Below are 21,927 nucleotides of genomic sequence, written 5' to 3'. Positions count from 1 at the left end.
TCGAATCGCGGACCTGGGGCTTGTAGCGCGGCATGCAGACCTCCTGGGATGTCTGCGTAGTTGAACCGCTAGCGCTCTATCTGTGAATTGGGGATGTTGAGGAGATTTTTTACAGCCTCAACGTTAATTGTGCAAACACACTCCACAAAAATTAGGCTGTGCATGCAGATTTCGATTGGTGCGGATTTTGGCCTCGAACAGTCAATCGAAAACACCCAAGTTTGCCCTCCCTTTGGGGGATGCTCGCGGAAGCTTAGGCCGCCTAATTTTTCACTGATCGAAGGCTTGTTCGTGGCTTGACTTGGATGCCCGTTTCACGAGAAATTCAACACCGGCACAGCAAGCTAAGGTCCCTTTCGTAGCAGCGGCAGCACCGCCGATGGCGGCGTCGCGCTGGCGTCGAAGGGGTGGTAGGTGCGCCAGCCCAGATTGCCGAGAATGCGTCGCACATAGGCGCGAGTCTCAGCGTAGGGCGGGACGCCGCGGTAGCGTTCCACCGCCTTTTCACCGGCGTTGTAGCCGGCCAGCGCCAGCGCCACATCGCCCTCGAAGTAGGCCAGCAGCCAGCGCAGATAGGCCATGCCGGCGCGGATGTTTTGGGTCGGATCGCTGATCAGCACGGCCTTGAAGCGGCGCGCGGTGTCCGGCATCAGCTGCATCAGCCCTTGCGCCTGCTTGGGCGAGCGGGCGAGCGGGTCGAAGTTCGACTCGGTCTGCATCACCGCCAGCACCAGCGCTGGCGACAGCTGGTATTCCGGCGCCACCTGCTGCACGAAGTTCACGATGGCCACCGGCGCCTGACTGGGGGCCGGCTGCGGCGGCCAGGTCGCATTGCGGGACTTCGCTATCGGCGGCGCAGGCACCGTACTGCGCTCGGCCTCAGGCGGGCGCAGGCATGGTGGAGGCTCGCCCAGCGGCGTCCCGCCCATCGCGTCAAGCATGCGCTGGGCTTGTGCGATGCCTTGCTCGGCGGCCGCTGCGAACAGGTGGGCGGCTTCGGCATCATTGCGGGCGATGCCACGCGCGTTGGTCAGCATCCAGGCCAGGCTGTACTGCGACTCGGCATCGCCATAACGCGACGCCCGACAGTACAGCGCGGCCGCAGCAGCGGCGTCGCGAGCCAGTCCGCCATCGCCATGCTCGAGCGCCCGCGCCTCCTCGCGCCAGCGCAGCACCTGCGAGGGCACGACCAGGCCCCGTTCTGGCGCTGGGCCACTGGGCCGGGGCAGTTGATCGAGCGTCAACAGGGGCGCCGAGCTGCCAGCAGGCGCGGCCGCTTGCGCCCAGGCGGCAACAAGAGGCAGGCCCTGCAGCAGCGCTGCGAGCAACAGAACAACGGGCGATAGGGTTCTCACGGCGGCAAAGTGTAGTCAGGCCGGCGTTGCTGAGTCTGGTCGAGCGCCAGCGGCGGCCGATCAGCGGCAAAAGTCCACGCCGGGTGGTGGCACCTGCCAGCGCGATGCGCGCACTCAGCCCTGGCGGCCGGGCTCCTCCCAGAGTTCCGCGCGACCGAGCGGTGTGGCCTCTGGCAGCAGTGGATTCTTCAAGCTCAGCACGGTCCGTTCGCCCAGGCCGAGTCGCCTGAGCAGCGGCCGCATCTGCGCCAGGAACAGCGCACGCAGACTGCCGTCCGCAAGAGCGCGTTCCAGGCCACGGCGCAAATCGTCTGCAAGCTTGGGTTCGCGCGGGCTGACGAAGAAATACATCGCCGTTGGGTAGCGCAGCATCAGTCCCGGTGCAATGGCCAGTTCATGGCTGGAGCCAAACTGGGCCAGCTCGTCTTCGATCTCCAACACCGAGCGCGGAAAGTAGTCGATACGCCCACGCTGCAGCATCGTGAACATGTTGTAGTACTGGCTGGCCGTGCCAACCTGCAGTCCATTGGCGCGCAGGATGGTCGTGTCGGGCCAGTCATAGATCTGGCCAGCCGTGAGTTCACGCAAATCGTCAAAGCTGCGCAGCTTGGCAAAGCGTTGCTGATCGGCGCGGCGCACCAGCAGCAGGCGCCAGCCCATCAGCCCGCGGTCCAAGGGTAGCCGCACGGGCAGCAGCTGCCGCTCGCGCTCTGCGCTGGTCATCGCACGCATCAGGTTGAAACCGGCCAGCCCTTCCGCCAGCTCGCGGATCGCGCGACTCTGGCCAATCGGGTGGGCCATCGGTTTCCAGCTGTAGGCCTCGCCACAGCGTTCGACGGCCAGGCGCAAGGCGTCGACACAGAAGCGTCCAAAGGGATCGTCGCTACCGCCAAAGACGGGGTAGACGATGACACGCTCCGAGCCCGCCCATGCACCATCGGCACCAACAGGCAACAAGCCCAACAGCAAGCAACGTCGTTGAATCTGAAACTGCATGATCGTGGCGACCATTGTGCGGCCTGCTCAACAGCCTGTCACCCGCCGCAGCGCCGCCGAGCGGCAGCGAGCGCTGCACTCAGGGTCAGCGCGGAGATGCAGGCGCCACACCGACGCCGACAATATGGCGCCGTGCCAAGGCATCGCGCAGGGCACGGTACACAGTAAACAGAGGCGAAAAGCCACCAAAAAGAACAGTAGACAGCCACAGAGGGAGGAGTGATGGCCATGGATGACGCCCGTTTCGAGGGCATGGTGCGGCGGCTGGAACAGCTCAGCCAGGACAAGCCCGGCGAATACCAGCTCCGGGTGGCGTTGCTGGCGCTGCTGGGCTTTGCGCTGCTGGCCCTGCTGGTCGGCTTTGCCGGGCTGGGTTTGCTCTTGCTGCTGGGCATCGCGGCCTTGCTGGTGTTCAGCGGCGGCAAGGCGCTGCTGCTCCTGCTCAAGCTGGGCAAGTTGTTGATACTGGCTGCGGTGCCGCTGTGGATGCTGCTGAGCGCCTCGTTCAAGGCCTTGTTCGTGCGCCTGCAGGCGCCGGCCGGCCGCGAACTGCAGCGCGACGAGGCGCCAGAGCTGTTCCGCGCCATCGAGCAGCTGCGCCAGCAACTGAAGGGCCCGCGCTTTCATCATGTGTTGCTGACCGACGAGCTGAACGCCGCCGTCGTGCAACGCCCGCTGTTCGGCCTGATCGGCTGGCCACGCAACTACCTGATCCTCGGCCTGCCGCTGCTGGAAAGCCTGAGCCCGGTGGAAGCGGTGGCCGTGGTGGCGCACGAGTACGGCCATTTGGCCGGCTCGCATGGCCGCTTTGGCGCCTTCATCTACCGGCTGCGCCTGAGCTGGGGCACGATACAGCAGCTGTCGCGCCAGTGGCAGGGCTGGGCCGGTCGCCGGCTGCAGGCGCTGGTGGACTGGTACGCGCCCTACTTCAACGCCTACAGCTTTGTGCTGGCGCGTGCCAATGAATACCAGGCTGATCGGGCCAGTGCCGATCTGGTCGGCGCCGCGGTGGCGGCCGACGCGCTCAAGCGCGTCAACCTGGCGATTCCGCGCCACGAGGCCTTCATGGGCGAACAGCTGGCGCAGATCCGCTGGCAGGCCACGCCGCCGCAAGACCTGGCCCTGCGCTGGGCCGAGCACAGCAGGCAGGCGCCAGACAGCAACGCTGCCTCTGCCTGGCTGAACGAGGCCCTGTCCCGCCAGCCGCAGCTGCACGACACCCACCCGGCCCTGGCCGAGCGCCTGCGCGCCCTGGGCCAGACCGACACCGCCACGCTGCCGACGCTGGAGCTGGCGCAGACGGCTGCGCAGGCCTGGCTGGGCCAGGGGCTGGACGCGCTGCGCAGCGAATTCGGCTGCAGCTGGCAGGCCCAGGTGGCCGAGCCCTGGAAGGCGCGCCATCTGCATCTGCAAGAACAGCAGCAGGAACTGGAGACGCTGCTGGCCATCGCCGAACCCAGCCAGGCCGAGCTGCTCAAGCGCCTGCGCCTGCAGCGCGAGCTGCAGCCCGACTTCGATGCCCGCCAGGCCTTCAGCGATTTCACGGCCCGCTATCCCGACGACGAGGTCGGCCTGTACGAACTGGCCTTGGCGATGCTGGGCAGCGGTGCAGCTGAGGATCTGGAAACAGCACTCGGCCTGCTGGACCGCGTCATGCAACTCGATCCGGAGGCCACCATCCTGATCTGCGAGCAAGTGCATGCGCGCCTGCAGGCCCGCCAGGACGCCCGTGCCGCCGGCTATGCCCGCCGGGCGCAGGAACGGCTGCAATGGGAAGCGCTGCGCCGCGCGCAGCTGAACACGCTGAGCGCCACCGAAGAGCTGCGCGCCGCCGGCGATACCCCCGAGCTGCAGGGCTTTGCCCGCCAGGTACTGGCCCAGCAAGGCCAGGGCGTGGCCGCGGCCTTCTTCCTGCGTCGCGTGCTGGCCGCCGACCCGGCCCTGCCCTGCTATCTGCTGGCCGTCGAATTGACGCTGTGGCAGCGCCTGCGCGGCAAGCAGCAAGCCATCGTCGAACGCCTGGTGGCACCGGACTGGCCGGCGCCCATCATCGTCTGCGTGCTCGAGAAGCAGTACAAGCCAATGCGCAAGCGCTTGCTGAAACTGGCCGACGCGCGGCTGCGCTGAGCGCCACGGCTCAGGATCGAGCTCAGACCAGCGCCAAAGCGAAGCGCTGCTTCAGTTGCATCAGCGCTCCCTCGCGCCGGTAGAAACGCTGCGCGGATTCGTTCCAAGCCGGTGTTTGCCATTGCAGCTGGGTGCAGCCGCAGGCCAGCGCTTCGGCGCACACCGCCTGCAGCAGCCGCGCGCCGTGCCCCTGGCCGCGTGCGCTTTCCTGCAGGTAGAGGCAGTCCATGTGCAGAAACGGGGCAGCATTCAGCGTGGCATGGTCCAGCGTCGCGCTGGCATAGCCGAGCGCGGCCTCACCGGCCAGCAGCAGCCAGGCACGCAGGCGGCCGCTGCGCAAGGCCTCGGCGGTGCGGGCGCTCCACTGCGCGTCAAAGCACAGCGCGTAGCGCTCGTACTGGGCGTGGGCCATGCACAGCGGCAGCAGCCGGGCCGCATCGGCCGGGCCGGCGCGCTGAATGCGAATGCCGGCGTGCTCAGGCACAGCTGCAGGCGATCAGCGATTCACCCTGCAGGCGGCCAGGCGCGCTGCCCTGGGCCAAGGGGAAGCCGTCGCGCTTCCAGAAATCCAGGCCGCCGAGCATTTCCTTGACCTGGAAGCCGCGCGAGGCCAGCGCATAAGCACCCTTGGTCGACCCATTGCAGCCGATGCCATCGCAGTAGGTCACGTAGACCTTGCTGCGGTCCAGGCCCACCAGGCTGGGGTCCTGCTGCAGCAGCCGCTTCAGGCTCAAGGCGCCCGGCACATGGGCTTCGAGATAGGCGGCCTCGGCACGGGTATCGAGCACGACGATGTCGTCGCAGCCGGCCAGCAGGTCTTCGGCGACGTCCCAGGCATCGGTGTGAAAGCCGAGCTTGGCACGCATGTAATCGGCGCTCTCGGCCGGGCTGGGCGCGGGAAAGGACAAGACGGACGAGCTGCGGTGGGCGGGGGGGTGACTCATGGCGATTCCTTCTGGGCTGAACGATGCAGGCAGTGTCAGCCCTTGCGGCCTTACCATTGATGCCAATTCGTGCGTATCAATAAGACCAATGAGCAAACCGCGCCTGTGGCTGCAGCTCTTCGAACGTGAGGCCGGCCGTGGCCTGGGCCGGCGCGAGCAGCTTTGCGCCAGCCTGCGTCAGGCGATGCGGGCCGGTGAGCTGGAGCTCGGCGAACGGCTGCCGGCCAGTCGCGTGCTGGCAGCCGATCTGGGCCTGTCGCGCGTCACCGTCGAGGCGGCCTATGGGCAGCTGGAGGCCGAAGGGTATGTGAACCGCGCGGTCGGCCGCGGCAGCTTTGTGGCCATTGCATCGGGGGCGGGCGGCCAGCGCAAGCGCCCGTCGCCGGCCGCGCCCCGGATCGCCCCCTTGTCCCGGCGCGGCCAGCTGATCACCGCCACCGGCGGCTGTGAAGACCCCTTGCAGCCGCGCGCCTTTGCCGCCGGCAGCCCCGATCTGCGCGCCTTCCCGCTGGCGCTGTGGCGCCAATTGCTGAACCGCCGCTTGCGCAGCGATGCCGCGCTGCTGGGCTATGGCGACCCGCAGGGCCACCCGGCGCTGCGCGAGGCCATTGCCGGCTATCTGTGCCAATCGCGCGGCCTGCGCTGCCGCGCCGAGCAGGTGCTGGTGCTGACCAGCTCGCAGCAGGCCCTGCAGCTGTGCGCCACGCTGCTGCTCGATGCCGGCGACGCGCTGTGGATGGAAGAGCCCGGCTACCGCGGTGCGCGCACCGCCTTCGCCGCGGCCGGCGCGGCCATCGTGCCGGTGCCGCTCGATGCCGAGGGGCTGTGCCCGCCGGCCGGCGCCGCAGCACCCCGGCTGATCTACCTGACGCCCTCGCATCAATACCCCTGCGGCATGGCCTTGAGCCTGCCACGCCGGCTGGCCCTGCTGGGATTGGCCCGCCAGGACTCACGCTGCTTCATCATCGAGGACGACTACGACAGCGAGTTCCACTACGAGGGCCGGCCGATGCCGGCGCTGCAGGGCTTGGACGAGGCCGGGCGGGTGCTTTATGTGGGCACCTTCTCCAAGGTCTTGTTTCCTTCGCTGCGCCTGGCCTATCTGGTGCTGCCCGAGGCGCTGGTGCAGCCCTTCACCGTGGCGCGCAGCGTGCAGGACGGCCACAGCGCCCAGCTGCCGCAGGCGGTGGCGGCCGACTTCATCAGCCAGGGCCATTTCGCCGCCCATCTGCGCCTGATGCGCCAGCTCTACCGCGAGCGCCGCGCGGTGCTGCAAGAGGCCCTGAGCAGCCTGGGCTGGCTGAGCGCGCAGCCCAGCGCCGGCGGCCTGCAGCTGGCCGCCCTGCTGCCCCAAGGCCAGGAAGCCGCCTACAGCCGCGCCGCCGCCGCCCGCGGCATCGCCACGCCCAGCCTCAGCGCGCTCTATGCCGGCACGCCAGCGCAGGACGGCTGGCTGCTCGGCTATGCGGCGCTGACGCCCGAGGAAATCCGCCAGGCGGTCGCAGCGCTGGCCCCGATCGGTACAAGCCCGGGCCGCCGCCCGCGCTTGCGCACGTAGAGTGCGTTCCAACTCACAACAGCAACTTCAACAAGGACACAGTGCCATGGGCAAGGGCCGACTCGAAGCATTCAGCGATGGCGTGATCGCCATCATCATCACCATCATGGTGCTGGAATTGAAGGTGCCGCACGGCGCCGATCTGGCCGCGCTCTTACCGCTGACGCCGGTGCTGCTCAGCTATGTGCTGAGCTTCATCTATGTCGGCATCTACTGGAACAACCATCACCACCTGCTGCACACGGTCAAGCAGGTGTCCGGCGCCACGCTGTGGGCCAATCTGCACCTGCTGTTCTGGCTGTCGCTGATTCCCTTCGTCACCGGCTGGATGGGCGAGAACCACTGGCAGCCGCTGCCGGTGGCGCTGTATGGCGGCGTGCTGCTGATGTGCGCGATCGCCTACACGCTGCTGACGCTGAGCCTGCTCAAGACCCACGGCCGCGACTCGCTGCTGGCCCAGGCCCTGGGCCGCGACCGCAAGGGCAAGGCCTCGCTGGCGATCTATGTGTGCGCGCTGCCGCTGGCCTTTGTCCATGTCTGGCTGGCGATCGCGCTGTACATGGTGGTGGCGCTGATCTGGCTGGTGCCGGACCGGCGCATCGAAAGCCGGCTGCAGGACGAGTCGCACTGAGGCCGATGGCTGGGCTGCGCGGCCGCACTAGCAGCGCAATGACGCGTCAGAAATAGCAGTTGCCGCCGGGCAGCGGCGGGGTCATGATGGGCAGCAGACTTCGATGCCTTCCCTCATGCGCACCAGCTCCAGCCCTGGCCACAGCCCACCGGACAGCCCACCGGACAATGGGCCTGCCAGCTCGCCCGACGGCCCGCTGCAAGACAAGCTGCAGCAGCTCTACAGCGCCCGTGCCGCCCGTTACGACCTAGAGCTGGCGCCGTTTGCCACGCTGCGCGACGAGGCGATAGCCGCGCTGCAACTCCAGCCCGGGCGGACCGTGCTGGATCTCGGCTGCGGCACCGGCCTGAGCCTGCCGGCGCTGCGCCAGGCGGTGGGTAGCCGCGGCAGGGTGATCGGTGTCGAGCTCTGCCCGGCGATGCTGGTGCGGGCGCAGCAACGGGTGGCCGAGGCCGGCTGGCGCAATGTCGAACTGCAGCTGGCGTCGGCCGAGCAGACGGTGCTCAAGCGCACGGCCGATGCGGCGCTGTTCTTCTTCACCCACGATCTGCTGCAGCAGGCCAGCGCCCTGCCCGCGCTGCTGGCCCGGGCGCTCAAGCCCGGCGCGCGCGTCGTGGCCGTCGGCCTGTGCTGGGCGCCGCCCTGGCAGCCCTGGAGCAATGCCTTTGTGCTCGGCGCGGCGCTGTACTCGGTGGCCTCGCTGGACGGCCTGGCCCAGCCCTGGCGGCATCTGGCCGCGGCGCTGCGCGTGAGCCAGTTGGAGCGCCGTTGCCTGGACGCCGCCTATCTGCTGCAAGGCTGTCGCTGAGCCCTGCGCGCGGCTATGCTGGCCGCTCAGCTGCCCGAGCCCTGCTGCCATGCCGCATACCGATGCCCGCGTCGACGCCTATCTGGAAGCCGCCGCCGATTTCGCCCAGCCGCTGCTGCGCGACTGGCGCGCCCGCGTGCACCGCCGCTGCCCGGGCGCCGAGGAAACCATCAAGTGGGGCTTCCCGCATTTCGTCTACCAGGGCAAGATCCTCAGCAGCATGGCTGCCTTCAAGGCGCACTGCAGCATCGGTTTCTGGCATGGCGAGGCCGTCAGCGGCAGCAGCGAGCGGCGCGAGGGCATGGGCGAACTGGGCAAGCTGCGCAGCGCCGCCGACCTGCCACCCGCGGCCGAACTCGATGCGATGCTGGACCGGGCCCGCGCGCTGATCGAGGCCGGGGTCAAGCCGGCACGCCAGCAGCGCACGGCCGCAAAACGCCCGCCACCACCGCTGCCCGCCGATCTGGCCCAGGCGCTGGCCGCCAACGAGCAGGCCGCCGCGTTCTTCCAGTCCCTGCCGCCCAGCCATCAGCGTGAGTACACCGAATGGCTGGACGAAGCCAAGCGCGAAGAGACCCGCGCCAAGCGGCTGGCCCAGACGCTGGAGTGGCTCAGCGAAGGCAAGAGCCGCAACTGGAAGTACAAGAACTGCTGAGGCGCGGCGACAGCCCGCTGCCACGCGATGGGCGCCTCACTGCCGTCCACGCCGGCATCGACATGCCGGCACGCCTCGGCCGCCTTTGGCCTACATCCACCTTGCCAGAGCCTGGCAGCGCCCTGCGCCGCTCCTAGGGCGATCCCGCACTCGCTTTCAATATATTAGTCATATACTTTTTGAATTACCCATCCGACAGCCCGCCCAGCGATGCCAGATGTACAGCAGCATCCCGAATCAACAGCAGCGGCCCGCCGCGGCGAGGCGCTGATGCACACGCTGCAGCTGTGCCAGCTGAGCCTGGTCGAGGCACTGTTCGACCCGCTGCCGGACGTGGTGTTCTTCGTCAAGGACCGCGCCGGCCGCTATCTGCGTGTCAACCAGACGCTGGTGCGGCGCAGCGCGCTGCGCAGCAAATCGGCGCTGCTGGGGCGTACGCCGCGCGAGGTCTTCCCCGGGGCGATGGGCGAGGCCTTTGCCGCGCAGGACGCCACGGTGCTGGCCAGCGGCCGCGAGCTGCCGCGCCAGCTGGAGCTGCATCTGTATGCCGATGGCGGCGCCGGCTGGTGCCTGACGCACAAGCTGCCGTTGCACGAAGACGGCGAGGTGATCGGCGTGGCCGGCATCTCGCGCGACCTCGGCCTGCCAGACCAGGGCCACCCGGTCTATGCGCAGGTGGCCGCCTTGGCCGAGCATATCCGCGCCCATTTCGATGAGCCGCTGAATTTCGGCGTCATGGCGCGGCAGGCCGGCTTGTCGCTGGACCGCATCGAACGCCTGTTCCAGCGCATCTTCCACCTCAGCCCGCGCGAGATGCTGCTGCAGGCCCGGCTGGACGCGGCCCGGCGCCTGCTGGCCGCGCCCGATGGCCCGAGCATTGCCGACATCGCCGCCGCCTGTGGCTACAGCGATCAAAGCGCCTTCACCCGCCAGTTCAAGGCCGTCACCGGCCTGACGCCCAGCCGCTTCCGCAGCTTGCAGGCGCAGCGCCCCAACTGAGCACCCCAACGAAGCGCGCCTGCTGAGCGCACCATGCGGCAGCCGCCATGCGCCGGATGCATCAGCTCAGGCCGGCGCGGCGCTGACTGTCGGGCGCAAAGCCATCGCCTTGCGCCCGACCCCAACGCCTCCCCCTCCCCCGAGACACCCGGTGATGACAAGGCTTAGAACTTCGCTTCCAGCCCCAGCTTGATTGCGCGACCACTGAGCGGCAGCGCCGAGTTGGGCCGCAGCTCGATCGGCGTCTGCTCGTTGAAGACGTTGAACAGATTGGCCGACAGCGTCAGATGCTTGAAGCCGCTGTACTGCAGCCAGAGGTCGGTGTAGGCCGAGGCACGCACCTTGCAATCGGCTTCGGCCACATCGCGCGCCGCGCAGCCCTCGGGCAGGTTGTCGCTGTCCCAATCGGCGGCGGCCAGCTTGGTGGCGGTGTAGTAGCTGGTGCGTCCGCCGATCTTCCAATCGCCGCGCGACCAGTTGGCCTTGAAGACCAGATGGTCCTTGGGCACGCCCCGGTAGCCGACGCGGTTCTCGGTGTAGTCGTTCTTGAAGCTGTCCCAGTAGAGCAGCCTGATCTGGTGATTGGCCTCAATGCCTGCATCCAGATCGCCCCATGCACCGAGCTTCCAGCGGCCGCGCAGATCCAGGTCCAGGCCCGACACGCGGGTCCGGTTCAGGTTCTGGTATTGCGCCGCGATCGAGCGCACCGGGCCGACGGCAAAACCAAGGTCCTGGCCGGAGAGTTCCTTGGCGCGGCGGGCGTAGTCCTTGTCCTGCACGGTCAGCGGATCACGCGGCACCAGGCCGGGGTTCTTGTCTTCGTTGGCCAGCGTGTCGTTGATGTCGCGGGTGCCGATCTCGTCGCGGCGACGGATGTCGTAATAGTCCAGCGAGACGCTGGCCTCGCGGCTGAGCTGGAACACCATGCCCACCGAGGCATTGTTCGAATGCTCGGGCTTGAGATCAGGATTCGGCGTGACCGACGAGGGGAAGCTGACCGAGCAGCCCGAGTTGTAGGCCGCCGTCGCGTCGAGCTTGTCGTTCTCGTTGCCGGTCTTGAGGATGTCGCGCAGCTTGCGCGCGGTATCGCAGCGCTTCGGATCGAGATAGCCATTGTTGAACCAGGACGCGCCGCCATTGCCGGTCTCGGGCAGGCTGGGCGCACGGAAGCCTTGCGTTAACGTGCCGCGCAGCAGCAGCAAGCTGGTCGGGCGCCAGGCCAGCGAGGCCTTGGGCGTCACCGCGCCGAAACCATTGAAGACCTTGTCGCCGCGCAGGGCCAGCGTCGCTTCGAGCTGCTTGTTCAGCGGCAGGCTGAACTCGGTGAACAGCGCTCCGGTGTTGCGCTTGCCCTCGATGGCCACGCCGGAGAAGCCGACGATGCGGCCTTCCAGGATGTTGTCCATGCTGCGGTGCTCAAATCGCTCGTGGCGCAGCTCGGCGCCCAGCGCCATCATCACCGCGCCACCGGGCAGCCGGCCGATCTCGCGCGAGCCCTTGAAGTCGGCGAACTGCTGGCTGTAGGTGCCGCTGGAGCCCATCTCGGGGAACATTTTCAGCAGCACGCTGTCGGGGTTCTGCTGGCCGAACTTGTACTCGCCACTGGTGATCGCGCTGGCGTAGCCGATGGCATCCTTGTAGAGATGCTGGCGCTGCGTGGCATGCGAGCGCATCGTGCCGATGGCGCTGTCGATGTCCCAGCCCCAGGCACTGCCCTCGATGCCGGTCATCAGCCGGTAGTCGCGCGAGGCGCCGACGTTCTTGAACAGCTCCGGGTTGTCGACAAAGCGATAGTTCAGGCCGATGGGGAAACCATAAGGATTGTTGGGATGGCCGGCCGGCAGCATCGGATCGGTGAAGCGCAGCAGCTGGCCCTTGATCGAGTCGTACCAGGTCGACACCACGCCGGGATTGCTGCGCGGGATGTTGGTGTAGTACTTGGCCCGGATGTCGGCGCCCTGGAATTCGGCGAAGGCATTGAAGTCCTGGTTCAGCTTCAGCCGCGCGCCGGCCAGCATGGTGACGCGATCGGTGGCCGGCCGGGCATCGCTGTCCTTCCAGTAGTCGTACTGACAAACGCCGCCAATCAGGTTCTCGGCCGCACAGCCCGGTGCCGGCGTGTTGATGCGCTTGCCGGCCAGCGCCGGGTCCTTGTAATCGGCCGGGTAGCTGCCGCTGTAGTTGCCCGGGAAGGAGCCGGCCGAGCGCTGGCCGCGGCTGGGGTTCTGCTCAAGGTACCAGTCCGGCAGCAAGGGGCGCACATCGCTGTCCTTGTAGCTGCCGCGGCGGTACAGCTCCAGATGGCCGTAGACGTTGAAGCCGTCGCGCTCCAGATCGCCACGACCCACCGTCACCGAGCCCTGGCGGTCGCGCGCCAGGAAGCGGTGCGCAATCGACTGCTGGCCGCTGACGTTCAGCGCCACGCCCTGGAAGTCCTTGCTGGTGATCACATTGATCACACCGCCGATGGCATCGGAACCGTAGATCGCCGAAGCGCCATCCTTCAAGACCTCGACGCGCTCGATGATGTTGGCGGGAATCGCATCGATATTGGTGAAGTTCAGCTGCAGGCCATCGGCAAAGCCGTAGCTGGACAGGCGCCGGCCATTGAGCAGCGTCAGCGTGCCGCCGGTGCCCAGATTGCGCAGCGAAATGCCCGAGGCACCGCTGGCCCAGGAATTGGCGCCACCCAGATCGCTGATGGCGCTGCCGTCGTTGTTCGTCAGATTGCCGAGGATGTCGCCAACGGTCAGCGCGCCCATGGCCTTGATTTCATCGCGGGTGACGGTCTGCAGCGGCTGCGAGGTCTCGGCATCGGTGCGCTTGATGTTGGAGCCGGTGACGACGACGCGGTTCAGCGTCTGCGGACTGCCTGCGGCGGCCGGCGCCTCCTCGGCCTGGGCAGACGCCGCACACAGGGCCGCCGCCAGGGCCAGCGGGGTCAGGGGAATCAGATGGAACTTGCTCACGGGTCTCCTCGTCATTGCTTTTTGAGAGAGACCGGAGCTTAGGAATCGGGCGCTGATGCGTCTTGATGCGGGCCGCCGCCGCGGCTGCGGAAATCGGCACAAACGGCCGCGGCGCGGGTAAGTCCCAGGGCGCCGCGCCTTGCCGCGATTCAGGGCTGCACGAGCAGCAGTTTTCTGCGCGGGCGCAGGGCCGCGGCGGGCGCGGCGAGCTGGCGAACGACCTCAGGGCCGCTCAGCATCTCCACGCCATCCCCACAGGCCGCCCATTCGGCCGGCGCACAGGCGTACGGGATGAAGCGCTGGTGCGGCGGTCGCAGCGCGCACTTCAGCGCATCAAAGGGCCACGCGGTTCAAGGCGCACCTGCCAGCAGCAATCGTTTCAAGCCGCCGCTGACCCGGCAAGCAGGCTCAAGCCCATGGGCCAAGAACGGTTCAGCTGCAGGCGCAGCCTTAGAGGCGCTGCTGCGCAAAGACGAAGATCGCATCGGCCAGAAACTCGACCATGCGCGGATGATAGGCGTTATGAAAGCTGCGCATATCGGCATTGTCTTGATAGAACAGGCTCATGCCGATATAGGCCTCTCGCGACGGCAGATAGAAGCGGCAAGCAATGGCATGGTGTTCTCCCACCAGCTGCTGCACCTCGGCCGAATCGGCGTTGCACTGATCGACGAGCAGCGCCAGCCGCTTGTACAAGGCATCCCAGTCGGCATGCACCTGGGCGCGGTCCACATGGGCCCAGTGCTGGGTTTGCGCCAAGGAACTGGCTTGCTCGGCCTGCATGGCGGCGCGGCATTGATCGAGATAGCGGCTACTGGCGGTGTGCATTGACGGGATGAATCCGGCTGTAGGCAAGCGCCGGATTGTGGGGCACGCTGCGTGTGGCTGGCGCATCCACGCCGTGGCAAGAGCTGCCCCGATGCCTTGCGTCAGCGCAAATACGGCAGCGTCGGCTCTTCGCGGCGAGCCTCGTCAATGCGCAGCAGATCACGCAGGATGGCGGCATGCCCGGCCCCTACCAACAACAGCACGCGGGCACCCGGCTGCGCATGCCGCTGCACCTGGGCGTAAATGCGGAAGTTGCGCTGCCACCAGTTGGCCGCCGAGTCCGCGCCGGAGAAGCTGCGATCCGCCGCGCCAACCGCGTTGAAGCTCATATAGATGCTCTTGTTCTCGCGGTCGGACTCGGGGCTGTTGAGCTTTTCCAGCAGCTGCTGCAGGCTCAGCCGGCGATGCTCCTCGTTGGTGCGCTCCGTCAGCTTCTGCACCAGCTGCATCGTCGGCGCGATGTCCGGCTGCCGCTCCCAAACGGGGTTGGGCAACTCGGGCGCGGCCACATCGATGCCATGCACCTGAGCCAAGCCGGCCAGCTTGGCCACGCGGTAGCCGATTTGATCGATCTCGTTGCGCCCCAAGGGCTGACGGCCCTCGCTGTAGGCACGGTATTCGGCATTGACGCGTCCGTGCGCTGCCTCGGGGAACTCCAGCAGCACATGGGTGGGCTTGAAGCTGGCCAGGCGTTGCGCCAGTGCCTGCAGGTACTGCTGCTCGGCCGGCTGCATCACGTCCTTGTGCGAGGACTTGACAGCGTCCAGGCCCGCGTCGTTGAAGTGGAAACTGCCAAGTATCAGCACGCGAGCGGGCTCGGCGCCCTCCGCTGCCGCAGCGTGGCTGGCCAGCGGCGCAAGCAAAGCGGCGCAGAGTGCAAGGCCGTTCAGGTATTGGAACAGGGGGTGCATGCAAAGGCCTCCAAAATGGTTGACGGCCTGTTTGTATGCTTGGCGCGCAAGCCCGGCTGCGGCCAAGCGACAGAGTGTCAAATGTCGCGGACAAACCGATCAGCCGCGGAGGCGGGGCCAGGTCGAGCACGGGCGCAACAGCCCCGCGCGCTGCAGCAGTGTCACGCCAAATAGCGCCTTCACTGCGGCAGCAAGGCAGTCGATGCTGGCAGGCGCGGCAGCCAGGCGGCCCGCGGTCGGGCTGAGCACAGCGCCAGCGCTCCCTGCCGGGTGGCCGGGATCAGCAGCTGATGCATGCCGGCCCAGCGCCAGGCGTACCAGCATTGGACTCGCGAAACACCCCCCAGCCCACCACCGCAACCCAGCAAAACAGGCAGGCAAAGCTGAGCCGCTGCCCGAGCCCCGGCAGCGCACCGTCGCGAAGCACTGCGCTCAGCAGCAGGAGGACGGCCAGCGCCATGGTCGGCAGGCTCAGGCTGCGCCAGGCGGCCACGACTCTGAAGCGCAGCGGCAGCCAGAATGCCGCCACCACGAAGCACAGCCCGGAGCCATAGGCGCCGATGCTGTGCAGACGCATCGTCAAAGCGCCGCGATGCTCGAAGTCGCCAGGGAAGAGGCCCGACATCGACAGGAACAAGCCTGAGGCCAACAGCGCATAAAAGGGCAACGTCGCCAGGCCGCGCGGCGCCAATAGCTGCCGCAGTGCCAGCGCCAGAGCGACCACCACCAGGCCAGGCAGCAGATAGCCCAAGGTGTTCCACCACCATCGATAAGGCGCATCCAGCGCACCCAGCTCGCTGACTGCCTGATTGAAATGCCGAAACTCCGGTCTCAATCCCGAAACGGCCAGGTACACGGCAGTGAACCACAACGGTGTCGCCATCGCGGCCACCCCGATCCAGCGCAAGACAGCCATTCAAGCCTCCCGGTGATAACGCCTTTGATCATCACCCAGGCCAGCACAACGAACCCGTGCCAAAAGACAGTCTTTTTCTCAAGCTGCCAGCAGCCGCTCCAGCCCCTGCCGCCCACCATGCGTGAGCCGCAGCGCGCGGCTGTCCAGCTCGCCCTCGACCCAACGCCTTTGCAGCAGCAGCGTTAGCCAGGCGGCCCCGAGCGCGCCACCCAGGTGCGGGCGGCGTTCGCTCCAGTCCATGCAGGCGCAGGCCAGGCGACGCCGGGCCGGCAGCGCATCGACATCGACGCCGAGCTGCGCGAAGGCCGCGCGGCCGCGCGGGCTCAGGCCATAGGCGCGCGGTGGCGCCGGTTCGGGTGCGATCCAGCCTTGGCGCAGCGCATGGTCATGCAGGCGCACCGCCCAGTGGCCGGCCATGTGGTCGTAGCAGCGGCGCGCTTCACGCAGCGGCTCGGGGGTACTGGGTTTGAACGCGGGCGCAGGCGCCACGCGCGCCGCCACCACCAGCAAGGCCTCCAGCGCCGCCCCCACCTCGCCGCCGGCCAGCCGGTAGTAGCGATGGCGGCCCTGGCTCTGGCAGGCGATCAGGCCCTGCGCCAGCATCCGTGCCAGGTGGCTGCTGGCCGTCGAGGCGGCCACCTCGCCCACCGCCGCCAATTCGGTGGCCGTGCGTGCATGGCCATCGAGCAGGCAGCACAGCATCCGCGCGCGCACTGGCTCGGCGATGCATTGGGCAATCTCGGCCAGCGCGGCGTCGGCGCGCGGGCGGGTGTCATCGGTGTCATGGATGTCATGGGCCATGCGGCATTGTGCGGCCGGGCAGGCGGCGACGCTTCGGTCGCCATCGAAGCATCGGCCCGGCGCCGGCGCGACGATGCCGCCATGTTGACAAAACACGCTCCCCTGACCCTGCTGACGGCCGCCCATGCCGCCGACCCTTGGCCTTTCTATGCCGAACGCCTGCAAGGCCCCGGCCTGCATCACGACCCGAGCCTGCAGCTCTGGTGGGCCGGCGACGCGCCGACGGTGCGCCAGCTGCTCGCCGACCCGCGGCTGGGCGTGCGCCCGCCCGAGGCGCCGGTACCGCCGGCCCTGCGCGAGCGTCCCTTGGGCCGCCTGTTCAGCCAGTGGCTGCGCATGCGCGACGACGCCGCTCACGCCCCCGAGAAGCAAGCGCTGCAGGCCGCGCTGGGCGCCTGGCCCGCCGAGCGGCTGCGCAGCGAAGCGGCCCGCTGCTGCGCCGTGGCCGCTAGCGGCGGTCTGGCTCACTGGCAATGGGCCAGCCTGCCCTGCACCGTGGCCGCCTTGCTGGGGCTGACCATGGACAGCCTGGCTGCCCAACAGCAGCTGCTCGGCCAGCTGGCCGGCTTCGCCCGGGCGCTGAAGGCCGATGCCGAGCCAGAGGCGCTCAGCGCGGCCGACGCCGCCTGCGAAGCCTTGTCTGCGGCCCTGGCGCCGCAAGACATCGCCCTGCTCTGGCAGGCCTATGAGGCCGGCGCGGCGCTGCTGGGCCAGGCCTGGCTGGAGGCCCGCCTGCCCGAGGCGCTGGCCCGGCTGGGCCCGCTGCAAGCGCCGGTGCATCACACCCGGCGCTGGGCGCATGAACCGCTGCAAATCGGGGGCCAGGTCTTGCCTGCAGGCAGCCCGGTGCTCCTGCTGCTGCTGGCCGAGCCCGATCTGGCCTGGGGCCATGGCGCACACCGCTGCCCGGGCCGCGATCTGGCGCTGGCCATCGCCGCCGAGGCTTTGCGCCATGCGCCAGCGGCACCCGTTCCCGTTCCCGTTCCCGTTCCCGTTCCCGATACCGATACCGATACCGAGGCGGCAGGCGCCCGCCACCACTGGCCGCTACCCAATGCCCGCATCCCCGTGCTGTGAGCGCCATGATGACAATCCCGATTCGAACCATCCACCCCTCGGTGCTCTACTTCGGCCAGCCAGTCGCGCTGCTCAGCACGCTGAACCCCGATGGCAGCAGCAATCTGTCGCCAATCTCGTCCTGCTGGGCGCTGGGCCGCCGCCTGGTGCTGGGCCTGGGCCTCGACGGCCAGGCCTGGGCCAATCTGCAGCGCGATCCCGGCCTGGTGCTGAACCTGCCCGAAGCGGCGCAGTGGCGCGCGGTCGAGAAACTGGGCCGCCTGACCGGCGTGGCCGAGGTGCCCGCCCACAAGGCGGCGACGGGCTACCAGCACTGCGCCGACAAATTCGCCGCCGCCGGCCTGCAGCCGCTGGCCAGCGAGCAGGTGCGCGCCGCACGGGTGCGTGAATGCCCGGCGCAGCTGCAGGCGCGGGCGCTGCTGCCCGAGGGCCAGGCGCTTGAACTGGCGCTGCAGCAGGCGCGCCAGCGCGGCTTTCTGATCCTGGAGGCCGAGGTGCTGCAGGTCCACGCCCATGAACGCATCTGCCTGCCCGGCAGCGAGCACATCGACACCGCCGCCTGGCAGCCCCTGCTCTATGTGTTCCGCCATTACTGCAGCACCAGCGCGCCGCTGGGTGCCAACTTCCGCGCCGAGACGCCTATTCCCCAGGAGGCCTGCCCCGCATGATCGCCGTCATCTTCGAAGTCCAGCCGGCTGCCGGCCAGCACGCCGCCTACCTCGATCTCGCCGCCGCACTGCGCGAGCAGCTGCGGCAGATCGACGGCTTCATCAGCATCGAGCGCTTTGAGAGCCTCAGCACGCCGGGCAAGCTGCTCTCGCTCTCGTTCTGGCGCGACGAGGCCGCCGTCCAGCAATGGCGGCAGCTAGAAGCGCACCGCGCCGCGCAGGCGGCCGGCCGCGCCGGCGTGTTTGCCGACTACCGACTGCGCGTCGCCACCGTCAGCCGCGACTACGGACTTCGTCAGCGCGAGGAGGCGCCAGCGGACAGTCGGCGCGCCCACCATGACGATTGACACCCGGGACATCCACCTGACGCAAGACCTGGCACCTCGCTATCGTCTGCCCGAGTCCGACAGAGGCCAGGGAGACCCATGTGAATGCAGATCCAAAGCAGCAAGAACGGCGTGCGCGTTCAGCCTGGCGCCCCCCTGCCATTTGTCACGGAACGGCAGCACTGCTGCTGGCCTTGAGCAGCTGGGCGCAAGCACAGCACCCGATTCCAGCGCCGCGCGACGAGCCCTACCCGGGCCAGATCCAGCTCAGCGTCGACGCCACCGACCTGGACCACCACCTCTTCAGCGTCACCGAGATCCTGCCGGTCAGCAAGCCCGGGCGGCTGACCCTGCTCTACCCGCGTTACCTACCCGGCGCCCACGGCCCTTACGGCACGGTGGAGCGGCTTGCCGGGCTGCAGATTGAGGCCCAGGGCCGCCGGCTGGACTGGCAGCGCGACACCGTCGACCCCTATGCCTTCCACGTCGAAGTGCCGAGCGGTGCGCGCGAGCTGCGCCTGAGCTTTCAATTCCTCAGCGCCGTGCACAAGGACAAGGGCCGCGTCGTCATGACGCCCGAGATGCTCAACCTGCAATGGATCAGCATGGTGCTCTACCCGGCCGGCCATCATGCCAGCGCGATCCAGGTGCGGCCCGAGGTCAAGCTGCCTGCCGGCTGGCAACAGGCCAGCGCCTTGCGCCCTGTCGCCACCTCTGGCAACGCCGATGAGCGTCTGCGCTTCCAGACCGTCAGCCTCGAGACCCTGGTCGACTCGCCGCTGTTCGCCGGCCGCCATCTGCGCCGCTTCGAGCTGGACGAGCCAGGCCGCGCCCGGCCCGTGGCGCTGAATGTGTTGGCCGACGACGAGGCCCAGTTGCAAGCCAGCCCGGCCCAGATCGAGGCCCACAAGCGCCTGGTCCAGCAGGCCGACAAGCTCTTTGCCTCGCGCCATTTCGCGCACTACGACTTCCTGCTGGCGATCTCCGACAAGCAAGGCTTCATCGGCCTGGAACACCATCAGAGCAGCGAGAACGGCGTGCGCCCCGGCTACTTCAGCAAGGACTGGAGCAAGCAAACCGGCGCCCGCGGCCTGCTGCCGCATGAGTTCGCCCACTCCTGGAACGGCAAGTTCCGCCGCCCGGCCGATCTCTGGACGGCCAACTACAACCAACCGATGCAGGACAGCCTGCTCTGGCTCTACGAGGGCCAGACCGATTACTGGGGCCGCGTGCTGGCGGTGCGCTCCGGCCTGATCTCGCCCGAGCAGTCGCGCGACAGCTGGGCCGAGATTGCCGCCATGCTCAGCCACCGCGCCGGCCGCCTCTGGCGCAATCTGCAAGACACCACCAACGAAGGCGCGATGGCCCGCTCGCGCGGCGATGCCGAGTGGCCGAACTGGCAGCGCGGCGCCGACTACTACGCCGAAGCCGCGCTGATCTGGCTCGATGCCGACACCCTGATCCGCGAGAAGAGCGGCGGCCAGCGCAGCCTTGACGATTTCGCGCGGCTGTTCTTCGGCGTCGAGGATGGCCGCGTCGCGCCGCTGACCTACCGCTTCGAAGACATCGTCGCCACGCTCAACCAGGTGCAGCCGCACGACTGGCGCGCCTTCCTGCGCAGCCGGCTAGACAGCCACGGCCCCGGCGCCCCGCTGGACGGCCTGAGCCGCGCCGGCTGGCAACTGACCTGGGCCGACACGCCCAGCGAATTCGCCAAGGCTGACGACTCCGAATGGAAGACCGACGACTTCGCCTACTCGATCGGCCTGAACATCAAGTCCGACGGCAAGGTCGCCCAGGTGCTGTGGGACAGCCCCGCCTTCAAGGCCGGCATGAGCCCTTCGCTGCAGGTGGTGGCCGTCAACGGCCGCAGCTACAAGGCCGAACGCCTGAGCGCCGCCATCAAGGCCAATCAGGCCGGCAGGGACAGCCCCGGTGGCCAGGCCCCGCTGGACCTGCTGGTGCGCGATGGCGACAGCTACCGCCACCTCAAGATCGACTACCGCGACGGCCTGCGCTACCCGCGCCTGCAGCGCCTGGCCGAGCTGCCCGAGCGGCTGGACAGCGGGGTGTTGAAGGCGAGGCAATAAGCGCCTGGGCCTGCCTCCAGCCAATGCAGCACGTAGGCCGGGTTAGCCACAGGCGTAACCCGCCTTGCAACGGTGGCACATCACCAAACCGTTCAGCACCGGGTTGCGATTCCACCGTCGCTGGCATTCCATGAGTCCGCGGGCCAAACGCCACGCCCTACCTGGCTCGACGTCGATATAGTGCGCCCCTCGCACTTCCCCTATCGATCTGAATCACTTACACAGCCTCTGCTATGACCCCGCAAATGAACTGCCTCCTGGCGCTCAGTCTCGTCACTGTCACCGCACCAAGTCACGCTCAAGCGCCGAGCTCACAACAGGTGGTTGAGTTTGCTATTGGCTTGGCGTTCCAAGACAACGTCTTCGAAGCATTGCAGTCGCGCTGCACCACCTACAAGCCATCGCTGCCATCCAACGGTGCTTTCATCGCTGAACTGCGCAAGGCGAGCAAGGAAATTTCCGCCGCGCTTGACCCAGTGCTCAAGGCCACGAAACTTGTGGCACAAGCCCATGCCGCACAACTTGTCATCAATGCTGAAGGCTGCGAGACGCCCGGCTTCAAGAAGACCGCTGAGCAAGTCGAGGAACAGCAAGCGATGCTTGCACTGCGAGTGATGCAGGGACAGATCCGCTGATCGAAGCACCATCCGGCGCTCGGCCGGGTTGGCCGGGTTGGCCGGGTTGGCCGGGTTGGCCGGGTTGGCCGGGTTGGCCGGGTTGGCCGCAAGCGTAACCCGCCTTTCCATTGGCAGGCTCGAGATTGAGCGGAGTCGCCAACACACGCCGAAAGCGTTGCATCTATCTATCCCGATCAGCCGATCTGCACGTCACAACCGCGAGCGACCAACATGCGCGCACCGCTGCTCACCTGTTTCGCCATGGCCATCAGCGCCTGCATGTTCAGCACTGCCCTGGCGCAGGACCTTGCCGGACACTGGCTTCTGGAAGTTCAAGACAGCAAGCAAAAAACCCGCATCAGGCTTTCTGTTCGATTCACCGAAACGCCGGCGCCATCTTGCCTGGCGCTCGGCAACGACAAGGGGGAGTTGCAGTGGCGCAGCGTGACGGTTGAACATCGGTCAATGGTCGATGATCGATTCTTCCCTGCGTCAGAACGCTGAATCGCTCCGGCTTCCGCGGAGGCTAGTTGGTTTAAGTCAGACGGTCGCGGCCTGACCAGCGCGTTGACGATGGTAATTGGCTTCGAACTCGGCAGGCGGGACGTGATCGAGCGGCCCCATCAGTCGGTGATGGTTGAACCAAGCCAC

The 21,927-nt window shown here is 67.8% G+C and carries 21 protein-coding genes; 12 read left to right on the top strand and 9 right to left on the bottom strand.

The genetic code is table 11. The features are described from left to right. Positions 1-344: 344 nt before the first annotated feature. Together RQP53_RS24340 and RQP53_RS24335 are read right to left on the bottom strand one after the other, a co-directional pair. A complete protein-coding gene (locus RQP53_RS24340; protein WP_315653334.1) occupies positions 345-1,355 on the bottom strand; it encodes a lytic transglycosylase domain-containing protein in 1,011 nt (336 codons plus the stop codon). 114 nt (positions 1,356-1,469) lie between these two features. Further along, entirely contained in the window at positions 1,470-2,351 is an 882-nt protein-coding gene (locus tag RQP53_RS24335; RefSeq protein WP_315653333.1) for a substrate-binding periplasmic protein, read from the bottom strand. 228 nt (positions 2,352-2,579) lie between these two features. Between RQP53_RS24335 and RQP53_RS24330 the strand changes: the two genes are divergently transcribed. Then, positions 2,580-4,478: a M48 family metalloprotease gene (locus RQP53_RS24330; protein ID WP_315653332.1), complete on the top strand. Its 1,899-nt coding sequence runs from the start codon at positions 2,580-2,582 to the stop codon at positions 4,476-4,478. Positions 4,479-4,500: 22 nt separating this feature from the next. Here RQP53_RS24330 and RQP53_RS24325 read toward each other — a convergent pair whose 3' ends face one another. Continuing rightward, a complete protein-coding gene (locus RQP53_RS24325; RefSeq protein WP_315653331.1) occupies positions 4,501-4,962 on the bottom strand; it encodes a GNAT family N-acetyltransferase in 462 nt (153 codons plus the stop codon). Then, complete coding sequence (locus RQP53_RS24320) at positions 4,955-5,422, bottom strand: rhodanese-like domain-containing protein (protein WP_315653330.1); 468 nt, start codon at positions 5,420-5,422, stop codon at positions 4,955-4,957. Before RQP53_RS24320 ends, RQP53_RS24325 begins: the two co-directional genes overlap by 8 nt. An 88-nt stretch (positions 5,423-5,510) precedes the next feature. On the opposite strand from RQP53_RS24320, the gene pdxR reads away from it, so the two are divergent. From pdxR to RQP53_RS24295, 5 genes are all read left to right on the top strand, one after another. Then, positions 5,511-6,980: a MocR-like pyridoxine biosynthesis transcription factor PdxR gene (gene pdxR, locus RQP53_RS24315; protein WP_315653329.1), complete on the top strand. Its 1,470-nt coding sequence runs from the start codon at positions 5,511-5,513 to the stop codon at positions 6,978-6,980. Positions 6,981-7,026: 46 nt separating this feature from the next. Further along, positions 7,027-7,611, top strand: coding sequence for a TMEM175 family protein (locus RQP53_RS24310; protein WP_315653328.1), 585 nt, complete (start codon positions 7,027-7,029; stop codon positions 7,609-7,611). Between the two features lie 103 nt (positions 7,612-7,714). Beyond that, a complete protein-coding gene (locus RQP53_RS24305; protein ID WP_315653327.1) occupies positions 7,715-8,419 on the top strand; it encodes a class I SAM-dependent methyltransferase in 705 nt (234 codons plus the stop codon). Between the two features lie 49 nt (positions 8,420-8,468). Continuing rightward, positions 8,469-9,074 (top strand): YdeI/OmpD-associated family protein, encoded by a 606-nt coding sequence (locus RQP53_RS24300; protein ID WP_315653326.1) that lies wholly within the window; start codon positions 8,469-8,471, stop codon positions 9,072-9,074. A gap of 210 nt (positions 9,075-9,284) precedes the next feature. After that, positions 9,285-10,073 carry an AraC family transcriptional regulator gene (locus RQP53_RS24295; RefSeq protein WP_315653325.1) on the top strand — a complete coding sequence of 263 codons (789 nt, stop codon included), beginning with the start codon at positions 9,285-9,287 and terminating at the stop codon, positions 10,071-10,073. Between the two features lie 164 nt (positions 10,074-10,237). Here RQP53_RS24295 and RQP53_RS24290 read toward each other — a convergent pair whose 3' ends face one another. The 5 genes from RQP53_RS24290 to RQP53_RS24270 all read right to left on the bottom strand — a co-directional run bounded on the left by RQP53_RS24290 (position 10,238) and on the right by RQP53_RS24270 (position 16,498). Further along, positions 10,238-13,042, bottom strand: a complete 2,805-nt coding sequence (locus tag RQP53_RS24290; protein WP_315653324.1) for a TonB-dependent receptor plug domain-containing protein — start codon at positions 13,040-13,042, stop codon at positions 10,238-10,240. Positions 13,043-13,492: 450 nt separating this feature from the next. Then, positions 13,493-13,870, bottom strand: coding sequence for a TipAS antibiotic-recognition domain-containing protein (locus tag RQP53_RS24285; protein WP_315653323.1), 378 nt, complete (start codon positions 13,868-13,870; stop codon positions 13,493-13,495). A 101-nt stretch (positions 13,871-13,971) separates the two neighbouring features. Beyond that, on the bottom strand, positions 13,972-14,781 hold the full coding sequence (locus tag RQP53_RS24280; protein ID WP_315653322.1) for a DUF5694 domain-containing protein: 810 nt from the start codon (positions 14,779-14,781) through the stop codon (positions 13,972-13,974). Between the two features lie 280 nt (positions 14,782-15,061). Next, a complete protein-coding gene (locus RQP53_RS24275; RefSeq protein WP_315653321.1) occupies positions 15,062-15,697 on the bottom strand; it encodes a DUF998 domain-containing protein in 636 nt (211 codons plus the stop codon). Positions 15,698-15,775: 78 nt separating this feature from the next. Beyond that, positions 15,776-16,498, bottom strand: coding sequence for an ArsR/SmtB family transcription factor (locus RQP53_RS24270; RefSeq protein ID WP_315653320.1), 723 nt, complete (start codon positions 16,496-16,498; stop codon positions 15,776-15,778). Positions 16,499-16,579: 81 nt separating this feature from the next. On the opposite strand from RQP53_RS24270, the gene RQP53_RS24265 reads away from it, so the two are divergent. The 6 genes from RQP53_RS24265 (at position 16,580) to RQP53_RS24240 (ending at position 21,780) form a co-directional block, all read left to right on the top strand. Beyond that, positions 16,580-17,575, top strand: coding sequence for a cytochrome P450 family protein (locus RQP53_RS24265; RefSeq protein WP_315653319.1), 996 nt, complete (start codon positions 16,580-16,582; stop codon positions 17,573-17,575). Between the two features lie 8 nt (positions 17,576-17,583). Further along, the gene (locus RQP53_RS24260) at positions 17,584-18,243 is read left to right on the top strand and encodes a flavin reductase family protein (protein WP_315653318.1); all 660 of its coding nucleotides are present in this window, start codon (positions 17,584-17,586) and stop codon (positions 18,241-18,243) included. Next, positions 18,240-18,590 carry an antibiotic biosynthesis monooxygenase family protein gene (locus RQP53_RS24255; protein ID WP_315653317.1) on the top strand — a complete coding sequence of 117 codons (351 nt, stop codon included), beginning with the start codon at positions 18,240-18,242 and terminating at the stop codon, positions 18,588-18,590. The genes RQP53_RS24260 and RQP53_RS24255 overlap by 4 nt, the downstream gene beginning before the upstream one ends. Before the next feature lie 173 nt (positions 18,591-18,763). Continuing rightward, entirely contained in the window at positions 18,764-20,659 is a 1,896-nt protein-coding gene (locus RQP53_RS24250; RefSeq protein ID WP_315653316.1) for a M61 family metallopeptidase, read from the top strand. Positions 20,660-20,904: 245 nt separating this feature from the next. Next, positions 20,905-21,294, top strand: coding sequence for a hypothetical protein (locus RQP53_RS24245; protein ID WP_315653315.1), 390 nt, complete (start codon positions 20,905-20,907; stop codon positions 21,292-21,294). A gap of 213 nt (positions 21,295-21,507) precedes the next feature. Beyond that, positions 21,508-21,780 carry a hypothetical protein gene (locus RQP53_RS24240; RefSeq protein ID WP_315653314.1) on the top strand — a complete coding sequence of 91 codons (273 nt, stop codon included), beginning with the start codon at positions 21,508-21,510 and terminating at the stop codon, positions 21,778-21,780. Positions 21,781-21,927 lie beyond the last annotated feature (147 nt).

Source organism: Roseateles aquae, from assembly GCF_032337115.1.
In the GTDB taxonomy this organism is placed as follows: domain Bacteria; phylum Pseudomonadota; class Gammaproteobacteria; order Burkholderiales; family Burkholderiaceae_C; genus Roseateles_C; species Roseateles_C aquae.
This window is presented reverse-complemented; position numbering and strand designations above follow the sequence as displayed.

What these genes read in the sequence shown, in the direction of transcription:
- RQP53_RS24335 (WP_315653333.1), bottom strand. Translation starts at nt 2,351, where the DNA reads ATGCAGTTTCAGATTCAACGACGTTGCTTGCTGTTGGGCTTGTTGCCT.
- RQP53_RS24330 (WP_315653332.1), top strand. Translation starts at nt 2,580, where the DNA reads ATGGATGACGCCCGTTTCGAGGGCATGGTGCGGCGGCTGGAACAGCTC.
- RQP53_RS24320 (WP_315653330.1), bottom strand. Translation starts at nt 5,422, where the DNA reads ATGAGTCACCCCCCCGCCCACCGCAGCTCGTCCGTCTTGTCCTTTCCC.
- pdxR (WP_315653329.1), top strand. Translation starts at nt 5,511, where the DNA reads ATGAGCAAACCGCGCCTGTGGCTGCAGCTCTTCGAACGTGAGGCCGGC.
- RQP53_RS24310 (WP_315653328.1), top strand. Translation starts at nt 7,027, where the DNA reads ATGGGCAAGGGCCGACTCGAAGCATTCAGCGATGGCGTGATCGCCATC.
- RQP53_RS24305 (WP_315653327.1), top strand. Translation starts at nt 7,715, where the DNA reads ATGCCTTCCCTCATGCGCACCAGCTCCAGCCCTGGCCACAGCCCACCG.
- RQP53_RS24300 (WP_315653326.1), top strand. Translation starts at nt 8,469, where the DNA reads ATGCCGCATACCGATGCCCGCGTCGACGCCTATCTGGAAGCCGCCGCC.
- RQP53_RS24295 (WP_315653325.1), top strand. Translation starts at nt 9,285, where the DNA reads ATGCCAGATGTACAGCAGCATCCCGAATCAACAGCAGCGGCCCGCCGC.
- RQP53_RS24285 (WP_315653323.1), bottom strand. Translation starts at nt 13,870, where the DNA reads ATGCACACCGCCAGTAGCCGCTATCTCGATCAATGCCGCGCCGCCATG.
- RQP53_RS24280 (WP_315653322.1), bottom strand. Translation starts at nt 14,781, where the DNA reads ATGCACCCCCTGTTCCAATACCTGAACGGCCTTGCACTCTGCGCCGCT.
- RQP53_RS24275 (WP_315653321.1), bottom strand. Translation starts at nt 15,697, where the DNA reads ATGGCTGTCTTGCGCTGGATCGGGGTGGCCGCGATGGCGACACCGTTG.
- RQP53_RS24270 (WP_315653320.1), bottom strand. Translation starts at nt 16,498, where the DNA reads ATGGCCCATGACATCCATGACACCGATGACACCCGCCCGCGCGCCGAC.
- RQP53_RS24265 (WP_315653319.1), top strand. Translation starts at nt 16,580, where the DNA reads ATGTTGACAAAACACGCTCCCCTGACCCTGCTGACGGCCGCCCATGCC.
- RQP53_RS24260 (WP_315653318.1), top strand. Translation starts at nt 17,584, where the DNA reads ATGACAATCCCGATTCGAACCATCCACCCCTCGGTGCTCTACTTCGGC.
- RQP53_RS24255 (WP_315653317.1), top strand. Translation starts at nt 18,240, where the DNA reads ATGATCGCCGTCATCTTCGAAGTCCAGCCGGCTGCCGGCCAGCACGCC.
- RQP53_RS24245 (WP_315653315.1), top strand. Translation starts at nt 20,905, where the DNA reads ATGAACTGCCTCCTGGCGCTCAGTCTCGTCACTGTCACCGCACCAAGT.
- RQP53_RS24240 (WP_315653314.1), top strand. Translation starts at nt 21,508, where the DNA reads ATGCGCGCACCGCTGCTCACCTGTTTCGCCATGGCCATCAGCGCCTGC.